At 70.7% G+C, this 13,134-nt stretch carries 13 protein-coding genes; 8 read left to right on the plus strand and 5 right to left on the minus strand.

What is annotated here, in order from left to right:
• Positions 1 to 456: 456 nt before the first annotated feature.
• Positions 457 to 1,386 carry an N-6 DNA methylase gene (locus ACFOVU_RS23360; RefSeq protein ID WP_378537004.1) on the minus strand — a complete coding sequence of 310 codons (930 nt, stop codon included), beginning with the start codon at positions 1,384 to 1,386 and terminating at the stop codon, positions 457 to 459.
• 267 nt (positions 1,387 to 1,653) lie between these two features.
• Here ACFOVU_RS23360 and ACFOVU_RS23365 point away from each other — a divergent pair.
• The 5 genes from ACFOVU_RS23365 (at position 1,654) to ACFOVU_RS23385 (ending at position 4,935) form a co-directional block, all read left to right on the plus strand.
• Positions 1,654 to 2,840 (plus strand): IS3 family transposase gene (locus ACFOVU_RS23365; protein ID WP_378537005.1). Its coding sequence is split into 2 segments (ribosomal slippage): positions 1,654 to 1,921 and positions 1,921 to 2,840, totalling 1,188 coding nucleotides; the frame shifts between segments, so codons are not numbered across the junction.
• 48 nt (positions 2,841 to 2,888) lie between these two features.
• A complete protein-coding gene (locus ACFOVU_RS23370; RefSeq protein ID WP_378537007.1) occupies positions 2,889 to 3,149 on the plus strand; it encodes a hypothetical protein in 261 nt (86 codons plus the stop codon).
• Between the two features lie 24 nt (positions 3,150 to 3,173).
• Positions 3,174 to 3,344, plus strand: a complete 171-nt coding sequence (locus ACFOVU_RS23375; protein ID WP_378537008.1) for a hypothetical protein — start codon at positions 3,174 to 3,176, stop codon at positions 3,342 to 3,344.
• Positions 3,345 to 3,871: 527 nt separating this feature from the next.
• Positions 3,872 to 4,423, plus strand: a complete 552-nt coding sequence (locus tag ACFOVU_RS23380) for an RNA polymerase sigma factor (RefSeq protein ID WP_378537009.1) — start codon at positions 3,872 to 3,874, stop codon at positions 4,421 to 4,423.
• Positions 4,420 to 4,935, plus strand: coding sequence for a hypothetical protein (locus ACFOVU_RS23385; RefSeq protein ID WP_378537011.1), 516 nt, complete (start codon positions 4,420 to 4,422; stop codon positions 4,933 to 4,935). The genes ACFOVU_RS23380 and ACFOVU_RS23385 overlap by 4 nt, the downstream gene beginning before the upstream one ends.
• 888 nt (positions 4,936 to 5,823) lie before the next feature.
• Here ACFOVU_RS23385 and ACFOVU_RS23390 read toward each other — a convergent pair.
• Positions 5,824 to 6,639: a DUF3159 domain-containing protein gene (locus ACFOVU_RS23390; RefSeq protein WP_378537012.1), complete on the minus strand. Its 816-nt coding sequence runs from the start codon at positions 6,637 to 6,639 to the stop codon at positions 5,824 to 5,826.
• A gap of 294 nt (positions 6,640 to 6,933) precedes the next feature.
• Between ACFOVU_RS23390 and ACFOVU_RS23395 the strand changes: the two genes are divergently transcribed.
• From ACFOVU_RS23395 to ACFOVU_RS23405, 3 genes are all read left to right on the plus strand, one after another.
• Positions 6,934 to 8,055: a sensor histidine kinase gene (locus ACFOVU_RS23395; protein WP_378537013.1), complete on the plus strand. Its 1,122-nt coding sequence runs from the start codon at positions 6,934 to 6,936 to the stop codon at positions 8,053 to 8,055.
• Positions 8,056 to 8,074: 19 nt separating this feature from the next.
• Complete coding sequence (locus ACFOVU_RS23400; protein ID WP_378537015.1) at positions 8,075 to 8,680, plus strand: response regulator; 606 nt, start codon at positions 8,075 to 8,077, stop codon at positions 8,678 to 8,680.
• A 250-nt stretch (positions 8,681 to 8,930) separates the two neighbouring features.
• Positions 8,931 to 9,803, plus strand: coding sequence for a hypothetical protein (locus ACFOVU_RS23405; RefSeq protein WP_378537016.1), 873 nt, complete (start codon positions 8,931 to 8,933; stop codon positions 9,801 to 9,803).
• 70 nt (positions 9,804 to 9,873) lie between these two features.
• On the opposite strand, the gene ACFOVU_RS23410 is transcribed toward ACFOVU_RS23405, so the two are convergent.
• Genes ACFOVU_RS23410 through ACFOVU_RS23420 form a run of 3 tightly spaced genes read right to left on the minus strand, consistent with a single transcriptional unit; the run spans position 9,874 to position 13,113 of the window.
• On the minus strand, positions 9,874 to 10,875 hold the full coding sequence (locus ACFOVU_RS23410; RefSeq protein WP_378537018.1) for a transketolase family protein: 1,002 nt from the start codon (positions 10,873 to 10,875) through the stop codon (positions 9,874 to 9,876).
• Positions 10,872 to 11,762, minus strand: a complete 891-nt coding sequence (locus ACFOVU_RS23415; protein ID WP_378537019.1) for a transketolase — start codon at positions 11,760 to 11,762, stop codon at positions 10,872 to 10,874. The genes ACFOVU_RS23410 and ACFOVU_RS23415 overlap by 4 nt, the downstream gene beginning before the upstream one ends.
• Before the next feature lie 19 nt (positions 11,763 to 11,781).
• Positions 11,782 to 13,113, minus strand: coding sequence for an MFS transporter (locus ACFOVU_RS23420; protein WP_378537021.1), 1,332 nt, complete (start codon positions 13,111 to 13,113; stop codon positions 11,782 to 11,784).
• Positions 13,114 to 13,134 lie beyond the last annotated feature (21 nt).

A 13,134-nucleotide genomic window follows, 5' to 3' on the forward strand; every position in this document is an offset into this window, starting at 1 on the left:
GGATCGGGCGGTCGTCGGGGCAGGCCCGGTAGAGGAATTCGCGACGCCGAGGCCGACGCGCGCTATCGTGGGTCTTGGCCCTGTTTCATATGTCTTGCTTGGTCGCTTGGCACACGAGAAGGGTCTGAGAGCCGGCCAGGCTTGCCTGGTCGGCTCTCTGTATATCCGGGGAGCTTGGTGGCCGGCGTCCCGCTTCTCGCGAGCGCGTTCGCCGGCCCCGACGGCATTCGGCATCCGCGCGCCCGCCGACGGGCCTACTCCGAAGGGGCGAGCTGACGGGGGCTCATCAGCGCCGTCACCTGGTGGGCGGAGGACCCTATCGGCATCGCGACGCACGTCGTTACGCTGGGCGTTGCCTCTTCCTTTTCGGTCTTGTGAGGGACTGGGGAGCAGGTGTTCTGCGGGGCCGGTCCTGTCCGACCGGTCCCGCTCAGCTGTTCGGGGCTCGAACACGGGTCACGCGGCGTCGTCGCCCGCCCTGCTCGGGCTCTGCTGTTCGTCGTCGGCCGGCTCGGTGAGTGCCTGGACGAGGCCGAGGAGGCGCTGCATCTCGCGGACTTGGCGCACGTCGTGGGCGATGCCGAGGACTTCGTTCCGCTGGGCGAGTGCGCGGTCCATCCAGTCGTCGGTGAGGCTGTTGGCGACGGCGATCACGACCTTGTTTCCCAGCTCCCACAGCACGACATTGACTGCCAAGCAGGCCACCGCCACGTCGTCGATGTCGTTGGCGAACCAGGTCGCCGATGCCGGGTCGCGGCCGTGGGCGCGCATGGCCTGCGCGGCGGCGCGCAGCATCCCGCCCGTTCCCACGCTGGGCTCGTACACCCGCGCGCCGTCGGGGATGTCGAGCAGGGTGGCCATCGCTTCGGACATGGGGGCTGGTGTGTAGAACTGGCCGTGCGCGGATGCGGCGTTGCTGCTGCGCATGCGCTGGAGCAGTACCCCGAACAGGTCGACGTCCCAACGGGCCTCGCGGATGCCGGTCACGTGGAACTGTCCGGCGCGCAGGGCGGCATGGGCGACGGCCGGTGCTGCGTCCAGGGTGGTGTCGCTGATGGGGTCGGCGCCGTGCCAGACGGAGATGAGTGGCCACGCAGGCGTGATCAGGTCCGGGCGGATGTTGATGAACACCTGCCACTGCTGGCGCATGAACGTGGCGAACTGGTCGGTGTCGAGGCCGGTGATCTCGTCGGCGACGGCGGCGCGGTCGCTGTGTGGGGGTGCGAGGAGCGAGAGGCCGGCGACGACGGATGCCGGGACTTCGAGGTCTCCGTAGCCGTGGGCGCGGTGCCATGCGGTATCGACGGCTTCGGCGATGGCCTGAACGCGCGCCTCGACGGTAGGCGATGGTGACCGCGGGTTCTTTCTGTTTCGGGGTTTGGACATGGCGGCGCCTCCTGAGGGGCGAGCGGACTGGGGAAGGGTGGGGGCCGACCGCTGTCCCGGTCGGCCCCCACCAGCGGGTCAGACTTCCCGGATCGGCGCCAGCAGGTGGCGGTAGGCGGTGGGGTCGTCGGGGCGACGTCCCGATTCGGTGACCACGACGGGCTTGGTCGGGCTCTGCTGGGTGTGGACGGTCACTGAGCTGTCCTTGGTTTCGTAGAGTCCCTCTGACCTGGGGTTATCCTCAGGTGATTGGAGATTCACCCGACCATGTCAGCACCACGCAAGTACCCCGAGGAACTCCGTGAGCGCGCCGTGCGCGAGGCCCGCTCTTCGGGCCGCCCTATCGCCCATGTAGCCCGCGACCTCGGTATCCACCCCGAAGCCCTGCGCAACTGGATCCGCCAGGCCGAAGCCGACGCCGGCGAGCGCACCGACCGCCTCACCACCCAGGAGAAGGACGAGCTCAAACGGCTCCGCAAGGAGAACGCCGAACTACGCAGGGCCAACGACATCCTCAAAGCGGCGAGCGCGTTTTTCGCCAAGGAGCTCGACCAGCCCCGGACGAGGCCGACGCGGTGATCACCCACCTCCGCGACGACTTCGGGGTCGGGCCCGTCTGCCGGGAACTCGATCTGTCGGAGTCGGCCTACTACGCCCGCCGCAAGCGCCCGCCCTCGGCCCGCAGCAGGCGCGATACCGAACTGGCAGGGCATATCACCCGGATCCACGGCGCATCGGGTGGCGCCTACGGTGTGCGGCGCGTCCACCACCAGCTTCGCCGCGAGGGCATCGACGCGGCGCGGTGCACGGTGGAGCGGCTGATGCGCACGGCCGGGATCGAAGGGGTGATCCGCGGGCAGCGCCGCCGCACCACCGTCCCCGAGTCCTCGGCGGTGCGCCCGCCCGACCTGGTGGAGCGCCGCTTCGCCGCCGATCGCCCCAACCGGCTGTGGGTGGCGGACATGACCTATGTGCGCACCTGGTCGGGCTGGGTCTACGTCGCCTTCGTGCTGGACGTGTACTCGCGGATGGTCGTGGGCTGGCAGGCGGCCTCCCACATGCGCACCGAGCTGGTGCTGGACGCGCTGGAGCAGGCGCTGTGGGCCCGCGGGATACACGGCGGCTCCGGTTTGGTGCACCACTCCGACCGGGGGTCGCAGTACCTGTCGCTGCGCTACAGCGAACGGCTGGAGCAGGCCGGGATCGCCCGGTCGGTCGGCTCGGTCGCCGATTCCTACGACAACGCGATGGCCGAGGCGCTCAACGGCACGTTCAAGGCCGAACTGATCGAGTGCCACGGGCCGCGGGCCACCCGCGAGCAGGTCGAACGCGCGCTCGTGGCCTGGGTGGGCTGGTACAACACCGAGCGCCTGCACTCGGCGCTGGGATACGCGCCTCCCGCCGAGTATGAGCAGAACCACGCACAGCAGGACACGGCACCCGAAGCCGCCTGAAACAAGGAAAACCGACTCTACGAAACCCGGTTCAGCTCAGACCGCACGGTGGCCGAACTCCTGGAGCGCACCCGGTGGACGGATGTGGCCCGGCACCTGGCGACCGTCCGGGGCGAAGCGGCACTCCTGCGCCACACCGGCCGCGAGGGATTCCTGCGGGTCGACCAGTTCCACGCCACCGAACCCCTGGTCCCCGCCCTCCTGAACTACGAGGTGATCCACAACCCCCACAGCGACCACGACGCGATCCTCATGCGCATCGACACAGACCTCATCGACCCCGCGCTCGTGCGGGTGGCAACCACCTGATTCCGCCAACAAAAGGAGATCTTCATGCCCGTGTTGTGGGGCGGCCCTCTCGATGGCGCCCAGCGAACCGACATGGAGCTGCTCGCCCATACCGGAGCCGACGGCAAGATCCGCCTGCCCGGGAAACACGGGGCCGCCTACGAGTACAACGCCGGCACCGACACCTACGCCTACGTTCCTGAACAGGACGGATGACCAGGGAAGAGCAGCCCGCACGGGCCGAGCCACCCACAGCCCACGAACTCATCGGACCGCAACATGTACATCCCGCCGGGGTACGACCCCGCCCCGCGACCGGCGCACCGGCCCACCAATGCCACTCCGAAGCCCCGGTTGACCGCGTTCCTCTCCGGACTCGCCGTCGCAGCCCCAGACCCGGCAAGGGACAATCCCGCGCTCGATCGCACTGTCGCCCGACGATCCGAGGCATTCCGGGCGGGACATCGGCACTGCATGCCGCGAAAACTTCACACAAAAGGATAACGAGGAAATAATGACCATTCGACGCGCAATTCGTCGCGGTGAATTGATCATGAGATCTAACCCGATGACCTGCGAAAAGTAACGTCGATCTCGTTCTGGTGTCTTAATGGGTAAGGCGGCGCATTCGCCTTACCCTGAACGGTCTGCGGGGTTCACGATCCGTCTCGACTCGCATGACCGTTCTGCCCCACGGCGGAATCCTTCGCCGAACCCCGCAACAGAACGAGGTGTGTTTGTCCGTGTCGGATCACAGCGCTCTACCCCTCACCGACCCCCGCGACACCGCGACGGATCCGGAAGCGGTGGTGTGGGAGTTCCTCGCCACCTCTGACCTCCCGGCCGTCGCCGCCTACCTGCGCAAGATCGGCGCGGACTACCACGAGGCGGAGGAATGCGCCCAGCTCGCGCTGACCGCATGCTGGGAGAAGCGGGCCACCATCCAGCACATGCAGGCCTACCTGCGCGGTGCCGCCCGCAAGATCTACCTGCGGCGGACCCCCAAGACGCAGCAGGTCGAATTGCACGAGGCCGACCAGCTCGCCGCCTCCCACGACGCTTCCCCCGACGTCCGCGCCGAGATGCGCGAGCAGATCGACACGGTCCTCGCCGCGATGGAGCAGCTGCCCTACGGCCAGCGCGACGCCCTCTCGCTGCTCGCCGACGGCCGAACGGTCACCGAGATCGCGCAGCTCACCGGCACCACCGCGGGAGCGGTACGCACCCGCATCTCCCGCGCCCGCACCCAGCTCAAGATCCTGCTCGCCCCCACCCGCAAGGAGACGTCCCTGTGACACCCCGACCGCTCACCGATGAAGAACTGGACGAACTGCTCGGAGACACCGACAAGCTGATGCGCCAGGCATGGGCCGTCGCCTTCTCAACACCCCGCCGACGCCCGCCCCGCCCCGGCGATGCTGCGCTTGGCGCCGCGCACGGGATCGACCCCGGTGACACCGGCGGCTACAGCGGCATGGTGCTGCTCCAGGCCATCGACGACCTGCTGGTCGAGGTCACTGCGCACCTCGGCCGCGAAGGCGAGCTGATCACCGCGAGAGCGCTGGACTACCTGGAAGTCGCCCGCGAAAGCCTGCGGAAACCCGATCTCGACCGCGACAGGGTCCTCGCGCTCGTCGAGGCGTTCAGCGTCGACGAACGCCGGCTGCGCGCGATGATCGAACTCGACTACGCCGCCTCGACGTGCAGCCACACCCGCGCCTCGTTGGACAAGTTGAGGACGGCGATCGGCCACCTCTCCCGCCAGTTGCTCGCCCGCACCGGCCACCCCGACGCCGTCCAGCACTGAGCGGCGGGCCCCGGCGCACACGAGCGCCGGGACGCCCGCCCCACCCCGAAAGGCACGACCCGTGAACCTCACGCCCAAACGCCGCTGCGCCGAGGGGTGCCGCTCCCTGGCTCTGGAGCTCGGCACCCCCACCGGGGCCGACCACCACACCTACACCTGCGCCCGCTGCGCCCACACGGTGTGCGCCATGTGCGGCACCACCCCTGTGGCCTGGGCCGGCTACGTCTGCGCGTCTTGCTTGACCGCCCCGGCTACCAGCGAAGCCCCTGTCACGGTCGGCGAATTGCGCGCCGCGCTGGCACGGTTGTCCGACGACGCGCCCGTGCTCTTTCGCATCCCGGGACGCGTCAGCCGGACGTGGGCCGTGGCCGACCCTGCACTGCGGCCCGGTGGCGGAGGCCACGTTCTCCACCTGCGCTCCCCTGGCACCATCTCCTCGCCGACCGATCGGAGCGTTCATGGCATCGCATAACCCTCCGGCCTCTCGCGATTCCGACGACCAGGACGGCCCCAACCCGCACCAGGTAAGTGTGCGCCTGGCCGTGATGATGTCGTCCTCGTTGTCGGTCGCCATCATCGCCGGCCTGCTGATGTTGAGCACCGGCGCCCACCCCGGCGTGGCGGCGCTCACCGCCCTGGGTGCCTCCCAACGTCCCCCAACCGCCGTGAAGGTCCCTCGACGGAATCCCCTGAACTGCACGGATGACCGTTGGGGCAGGTCACCTCAGAGCCGTGACTACCTTGACACGGTAGAGGTCACAGGTTCGAATCCTGTATCGCCCACCATGTTCCACCAGTTCAGGGCATGTACCGGAGTGATCCGGCACATGCCCTTCGCTGTGTTCGGCCGTCATTCGACCGTGGGACCGACGCCACCGGACGGCCGCATCAGTGCGGCGTTGCCGCGGCGTCGGTCTTCTTGACGAGGCGCTTGGTGGAGCGGCGGAAGGCCCAGATGACCACCACCGCGGCCAGAGCCGTGAGGGGGAAGCCGGTCACGGTGTCGGCGATCGCGAGGCCGGTCGTGGAGTCGGCGAGGTAGAGCCACTCCTGCACGCCGAAGCGGGCGGTGAACATGGCGGCCACCGCGAGTGTGGCCAGGTCGTGGGCGCGCAGGGTGGGGCGGTCGGTGCGCCAGGGGTGTTCGCCGCCGTGGACGGCGTTCCAGATGGATCCGGTCAGCGGCCGGCGCACCGCCAGCGAGACGATCGCGACCACGGCGCCCGCCAGGGACGCCCAGATCCCGATCAGGAAGAAGTCGTTGGCCGACCCGGTCCAGGCGGAGATCCCCCCGGCCGCGGCCACGCCGAACACGCCGCCCATCGCGGACATGAACTGCTCGCCGCGCCACATCCGCCACGCCGCCAGCGCCAGGGCGGCGGCGATCGAGACCCCGATCGCGACCGGCAGGGCGACGAAGGGCACGGCCGCCGCGAACCCCACCACCGGAATCGTCGAGTACACCATCCCCATTGGGCCGCCCACGCCGTCGAGCAGCGCCTTCTTCGTGTCCACGGGCGGCTCGGGCGCGGTGGTCGCGCCGGTGCGGTCGACAAGGTGGGCGGCGGGGCCGGCGGCGATGCGGTCGTCGTCGATCATGGTGCGTCCACCCTCCCGGGGTGCGTGTGCGGGCGTGCCCGGCAGGCCGGTGCGGATGTGCTCGGTCGTGGTGGCGTTCTCGGTGATCGTGTCGCGCAGGGCCATGTCGTCGCCTCTCGTCGGTGGCCGGCGTCGGTGGCCGGCGAGAACCTGATGCCGGTAATTCCATCGGTCGCCGGGCTCATCCGGCAGTGGGGCCGCGTCACCACCCGGCCGTGACGTTCCTGCGGGTGCGGGCATGACGCAGTGTCACTGGTGGCCGTGCGGAGCAGGCGCGATACTGGGGCGGACCGCCGTTGGATCATGGAAAGCGCGCACGGACACACGCCCCGCGCGGACCGGTCTGATCACCCGGCAGCCGGCCTCCGGCCGGTACGGCCGACCCGGGAAGGGGCATGCATGACGTCCGAGCACGCCGAGACCACACCGGGGGCGCTGCGCTCGCTCAACCTCAACATCGTGCACGCGTCGCTCACCGCTGTGGGGTCACTTCTGGTGGTGATCGACACAGAGGTCTGGTGGCAGGTCGCCGTCCTGGCCCTGGGCGTGGTGGCGGGGCTGATGGCCGTCTCGCAAGGGGGAGCGCGCCGCTTCTCCCACGTCGTTCTGCCGTGCCTGGTCGTCACCGCGGCCGTGTGGGTCTTCGGGGTGCTGGCGGCCGACAACCCGTCGGCGTCCTACGGCCTCGCCATCGCGGGCACCGTCACCGTCCACCGGTTTCCGCACCGCCGGCGGGCCGTGCTCGCCGGGCTGGTCGTCTTCGCCGCCGCGGTGCTCGCGGCGGGGCTGGTGGTGTGGGGCTGGGACGTTGCCGAGGTGCTGATCCGCGTCGTCGTCTCCGGCTCCGTCGCTTTGACGGCCGTCGTCCTCGCCTCCCTCCACCATGTGGTCTCCGGCCTCACCGATGAGCTGGAGAAGTCGCGGCAGCGCGAGGCGGAGCTGGCCGTCGCCCGGGAGCGCATCCGGTTCGCCAGCGACCTGCACGACATCCAGGGCCACACCCTGCACGTGGTGAAGCTGAAGATCGCGCTGGCCGAGAAGCTGCTGCGCAGCGACGTCGGCCGGGTGGAGGAGGAGCTGCGTGAGGTGCGCGACCTGGTCGGCGACACCATCACCCAGACCAAGGAGCTGGCCTACGCGCAGCGGCGGCTCAACCTGTCGGCGGAGCTGGAGAACGCCAAGAACCTCTTCAGCGCCGCGGGGATCAGCGTGCACGTCGTCCGCGAGTCCGAGGTCACCGATACCCGGGCGGGCGAGCTGCTCGGCCAGATCCTGCGGGAGACGACCACCAACATCCTGCGGCATGCGGAGGCCGGGCAGGTGCGGATCACCCTCTCGGAGTCCGGCATCGCCATCGTCAACGACGGCGCGGGGACGGACGCGCTCCCCCGGCTCAGGGGGCTGTCCACCCTCAGGGAGCGGGTGGCCGGCGAAGGGGGCGAACTGACGATCGAGCAGCAGAACGGACGGTTCCTGACGGCCGCGACGTTCCCGCGCCTCCGCTCCGGCGCCACCCTCTGACAACGTGGAAGGAACCCCGATGACCACCACCGTGGTGCTGGCCGACGACGAGGCGCTGCTCCGCAAGGCGCTGGCCGCGCTGCTCCCCCTCGAAGGGGAGATCACCGTGCTCGCCGAAGCCGGGGACGGCGCGGAGGCCGCGCAGGCCACGCTGGAGCACCGGCCCGATGTGCTCGTCATCGACCTGGAGATGCCCGGGGTGGACGGGCTGGGCGCGGTCACCGAGATCCGCAAGGAGCTGCCGGGCCAGGCGATCCTGATGCTGACCCGCCACGCCCGGCCCGGGGTGCTCCGCAAGGCCCTGAAACTCGGCGTCCAGGGGTTCGTGAGCAAATCGGCGGAGCCGGCGCACATCGCCACGGTCATCGCGAGCCTGCACGCGGGCAGGCGGTGGATCGACCCGGAGGTCTCCGCGCTCGCCGTGGTCGACGACTGCCCGCTCACCGACCGCGAGATCGACGTGCTGCGCGCGACCCGCGACGGCTACTCGGTCGCCGACATCGCGGGCCGGCTCCACCTGGCGGAGGGGACGGTGCGCAACTACCTGTCCAACGCGATGCAGAAGACCCAGACGCGGACCCGGCACGAGGCGGCCCGGTACGCGCGCGAACACGACTGGCTTTAGGGGCGCGGGGCCGGTGGCGGCCCCACCCGGGAGACTGCACACGGTGTTGATTTGATCACTTTTAGCTGCATAGAATCCCGGGGTAAGCGCTTACCATCCCCATGGTTCCGCTCCCCCACGCGGAGCCCTTTCCCCCACCACCCCGCCCCCGGTCCGGTTCCCCACCCGGGCCGTCACCGCGCAGACACCTCCGCAGGCGCACGCGCGCGCCGCGTGCTCCTCCGGTGTGTGCCGCGGAAGGAGGATCCCCATGAGGTTGTCATCCCGGCCCGCCTCCCGCCTGGCAGCACTGGCCATGACGGCCGCGCTCGCCATCGGCGGCCTCGGCGCGGCCGCCCCCGCGGCCGCCGATGCCCCCGCGCCGGCCGCGCCGCCCGCGGCGCAGGCGTGGAACCCGCCGCAGCACCTGGTGCAGCCCCTCGACGAGGTCTGGCGGCACCAGGAGGAGACCTACCCCGACCTCTACGGTTTCGGCAACTACGGCTGGGACCACGTCATGGACAACGGCGGCTATCTCCAGATCTGCGTGCGCTGGGACTCCGACCGGCAGGTCAGTGCCGAGCTGCGCGACCGCATCCACGCCAAGTACGCCGAGCAGTACGCGAAGTGGTTCGACCACATGGTCGAGAACGGCCAGGGCTGGGAGGGGTGGCCCTACACCGAGGTCCCCGTTCGCGTGGTCGGCTGGGCGGTGCGCGACCGCTCCCAGCTGGAGTGGACCGACGATTCCGTCGACATCTACGTCGGCGACATCCGCGAGGACGCCCCGCAGTGCGCCGAGGACCGCGGGCGCTTCTTCCACCCCGACGGCGACTACCCCGGCGGCGCCGAGCGCCACTACGACCAGTCGCTGTGGCTGACCGACGGCTTCGGCGGCGGCGCGGGCGGCGACTGGGGCCAGCGGATGGGCACCGAGTACTTCCTGAACTCCCTTGACAGCCCGGACGTCACCATCCTGCTGCACGAGATCGGCCACACCTTCGGGCTGGACGACTTCTACGACTGGACCCCCACCGGCCAGTCGTCGTTCCTCATGAAGGCCGGCTCCGCGTCGGCCATCACCGAGTTCGACGCCTGGATGTTCCGTGACTGGTGGCGGCACCTGTCCTACCGCTACGAGTGACCGGTGCGGCGACGCCGGCGGCGCCCTTCCCTGCTCCGCCGGCGTCCCCGCACCCCTCCCCCCGGGCGGGTCAGGCGAGTTCGGCGAGGACCCGGTCCACGATGGAATCCGTTGCGAGCCCGTAGCGCTCGTGCAGGGTCGGCAGGGCGCCGGCGTCGAGGAACGCATCCGGCAGGGCGACGGGCACGACCCTGCGCCCGATCCCCCGGGCCACCATGGCGGAGGCCACGGTCTCGAACAGCCCGCCGACCACGGTGTGGTTCTCCAGTGTCACCACGAGGCGGTCGCGGTCGACCTCGGCCAGCACGGTCTCGCCGTCGAACGGCTTGATGGTGGGCGTGTGCACCACGGCGGCGTCGACCCGGTGCGCGGCGAGCCGTTCGGCGGCCTGCAAGGCGCGCATCGTCATGAGCCCGCTGGAGACGAACACGACGTCGGCCCCGCCCCGCAGCACGGCGGCCCTGCCGAGCCGGAACTCGTAGTCGTACTCGTCGAGCACGGTGGGCACCTTGCCGCGCAGCAGGCGCAGGTAGGTCGGCCCCTCGGCCGCGGCCAGCTGGGGCACCGCCTGCTCGATGTCGACGGAGTCGCACGGGTCGACGATGGTCAGGCCGGGCATCCCGCGGAAGATCGCGATGTCCTCGGTGGCCTGGTGGCTCGGCCCGTATCCGGTGGTCAGGCCGGGCAGGCCGCCGACGATGTTGACGTTGAGGCCGGGCTCGGCGATGTCCAGGCAGAGGAAGTCGTAGGCGCGGCGGGCGGCGAAGACGCTGTAGGTGGAGGCGAACGGGACGAACCCGACCTCGGCCATCCCCGCTGCGGCCCCGAAGAGCAGCTGCTCGGCCATGCCCATCTGGAAGAAGCGCTCCGGGTGGGCGTCGGCGAAGACGTGCATGTCGGTGTACTTGCCGAGGTCGGCGGTGAGTCCGACGATGCGCTCGTCGGTCTCGGCCAGGGCGGCCAGCGCGTGCCCGAACGGGGCGGACGCGGTCTTCTGCCCGGGGTCGGCGAAGGAGGCGATCATCGCCGAGGTGGTCAGGCGCTTGGGCGTGCTCGTGGTGGTGGTCGTCATCGGGCCTGCGCTCCCTGGTGGCCGGCGGTCAGCTGGTCGCGGCACGGCTGCCATTCGTCGGCGTCGATCCGCATGAAGTGGGCCTTCTCCCGGGTTTCGAGGAGCGGCACGCCCCGGCCGATCCGGGTATCGCACAGGATCACCGACGGCGCCCCGTGCGGGTCGGCGCGCTGTGCGACGGTGTCGAAGGCGGCCAGGAGCGCGTCGGCGTCGTTGCCGTCGACGCGCTGGGCGAACCAGCCGGCGGCGGTCCACTTGTCCTCGGCGGGTTCGGTGCCCAGCACCTGGCGGGTGGGGCCGTCGGCCTGGAGGGCGTTCATGTCGACCAGGGCGGTGATGTGGCCGAGGCGGTGGTGGGCGGCGCCCATGGCCGCCTCCCAGGTGGAGCCCTCGTCGAGTTCGCCGTCGGAGAGGAAGTTGATGACCCGCGCCTGCGAGCCGCGCAGCCGCAGGCCGAGCGCCATGCCGACGGCGACCGTGAGGCCGTGGCCGAGCGAGCCCCCGGAGATCTCCATGCCGGGCGTGTAGCTGGCCATGCCCGACATCGGCAGCCGGGAGTCGTCGGACCCGTAGGTGGCGAGTTCGGCGGCGGGCACGGTGCCGGCTTCGGCCAGGGCTGCGTACAGGGCGATGGCGTAGTGGCCGGTGGAGAGCAGGAACCGGTCGCGTCCGGCCCACTGCGGGTCGTCGGGGCGGTGGCGCAGCTGGTCGGTGTAGACAGCGGCGAGCACGTCGGCGGCGCCGAGCGCCTGGCCCACGTAGCCCTGCCCTTGGGCCTCGCCCATGTCGAGGATGTGGTGGCGCATGCGGTAGGCGGCCGCGCGCACGCGGTGGGCCCGGGTGGCCCGGTCGGTGCCGGCGGCGGGCGCCGGATGGGTGGTGGTCATGTGGTGGTGGGCCTTTCCGTCAGGTCAGCGGGGCGGTGGGCCGGGCGGGCTCGGGGCCGGGAGCGGTGTCGGCGGCCTTGGCCGGGGCGGTTTCGCGGGTGGCCAGGCCAGCGAGGGTGGAGACCACGCCCAGGGCGCTGAAGAGCAGCGCCGGGCCGATCCAGCCGGTCCAGCCGTAGAGCGCGGTCGCCAGGAACGGCAGCAGGCCCGCGACCATGGAGGCGCCGTTGTAGGCCAGTGAGATGCCCGACGAGCGCACGTCCCGCGGGAACAGTTCGGAGAACCACGAGGCCTCCACCGCGAAGATGGGGTCGTGGGTCAGCACCAGCCCGATCGCCACCGCGACGACGATCATGACCAGCGCCCCGGTGTTGACGAGGAGGAACATCGGCACGCCGAAGGCGACGGCGGTCACCGAGCCGATCAGGAACACCGGCCTGCGGCCGATCCGGTCGGACAGCGCCCCGAACGCGAGGTGGCTGACCAGGCCGAGCGCGGATCCGACGATGGTGCCGATGAGCACGTCCTCGGTCTCCCCCAGGGATGCGAGGACGACGTAGGAGAGCAGGAAGCTGGTGGTGATGTAGTAGCCGCCGGTCTCGGCCAGGCGCAGCCCGATGATCTTGCCGATCACCCGCCAGTCCCTGCGGATGACGTCGAGCGCGGGGGTCCGGCGGATCTCGTTGCGCTCCTTCATCTCGGTGAACTCGGGCGACTCGGCGACGCGCAGCCGGATGAACATCCCGGCGCCGATCATGACGACGGAGAACAGGAACGGCGCCCGCCACACCCAGTCGCCCTCGAAGAGCGCCTCCGACAGCAGGAACGCGCCGTTGGCCAGCAGCAGGCCGGCGGGGATCCCGATCTGGGGCACGGCGCCGAAGAAGCCGCGGCGCAGCCGGGGTGCGTGCTCCACCGCCATCAGCACGGCCCCGCCCCATTCGGCGCCGAAGCCGATGCCCTGGAGGATGCGCAGGGCGACCAGCAGGACGGGGGCGGCCACGCCCACCTGCTCGTAGGTGGGCAGCAGGCCGATGAGGACGGTGCCGACGCCCATGACCGCCAGCGACCACAGCAGGACGGCCTTGCGGCCGATCCGGTCGCCGTAGTGGCCGGCGAGGTAGCCGCCGAGGGGGCGGAAGAAGAAGCCGACGGCGAGGGTGGCGAAGGAGGCCAGCACGCCCACGAGGGCGTTGCCGGAGTGGAAGAAGACGGTGCCGAAGTAGGCGGCGGAGGCGGTGCCGAAGATGAAGAAGTCGTAGCTCTCCACGGCGGTGCCGATCATGGAGGCCGCTGACACCTTCGCGGCGTCGTCCCGGCGGCTCCCGGCGGTGTCGGTCTCAGCGGGCATGGGCTGCTCCTCCTCGGTGGT

Source organism: Nocardiopsis sediminis (assembly GCF_042650565.1).
In the GTDB taxonomy this organism is placed as follows: Bacteria; Actinomycetota; Actinomycetes; order Streptosporangiales; family Streptosporangiaceae; genus Nocardiopsis_B; species Nocardiopsis_B sediminis.

Coding starts and splice junctions, on each gene's coding strand:
- ACFOVU_RS23360 (WP_378537004.1), bottom strand. CDS start 1,386: ATGTCCAAACCCCGAAACAGAAAGAACCCGCGGTCACCATCGCCTACC.
- ACFOVU_RS23375 (WP_378537008.1), top strand. CDS start 3,174: ATGCCCGTGTTGTGGGGCGGCCCTCTCGATGGCGCCCAGCGAACCGAC.
- ACFOVU_RS23390 (WP_378537012.1), bottom strand. CDS start 6,639: ATGGCCCTGCGCGACACGATCACCGAGAACGCCACCACGACCGAGCAC.
- ACFOVU_RS23395 (WP_378537013.1), top strand. CDS start 6,934: ATGACGTCCGAGCACGCCGAGACCACACCGGGGGCGCTGCGCTCGCTC.
- ACFOVU_RS23400 (WP_378537015.1), top strand. CDS start 8,075: ATGACCACCACCGTGGTGCTGGCCGACGACGAGGCGCTGCTCCGCAAG.
- ACFOVU_RS23405 (WP_378537016.1), top strand. CDS start 8,931: ATGAGGTTGTCATCCCGGCCCGCCTCCCGCCTGGCAGCACTGGCCATG.
- ACFOVU_RS23410 (WP_378537018.1), bottom strand. CDS start 10,875: ATGACGACCACCACCACGAGCACGCCCAAGCGCCTGACCACCTCGGCG.
- ACFOVU_RS23415 (WP_378537019.1), bottom strand. CDS start 11,762: ATGACCACCACCCATCCGGCGCCCGCCGCCGGCACCGACCGGGCCACC.
- ACFOVU_RS23420 (WP_378537021.1), bottom strand. CDS start 13,113: ATGCCCGCTGAGACCGACACCGCCGGGAGCCGCCGGGACGACGCCGCG.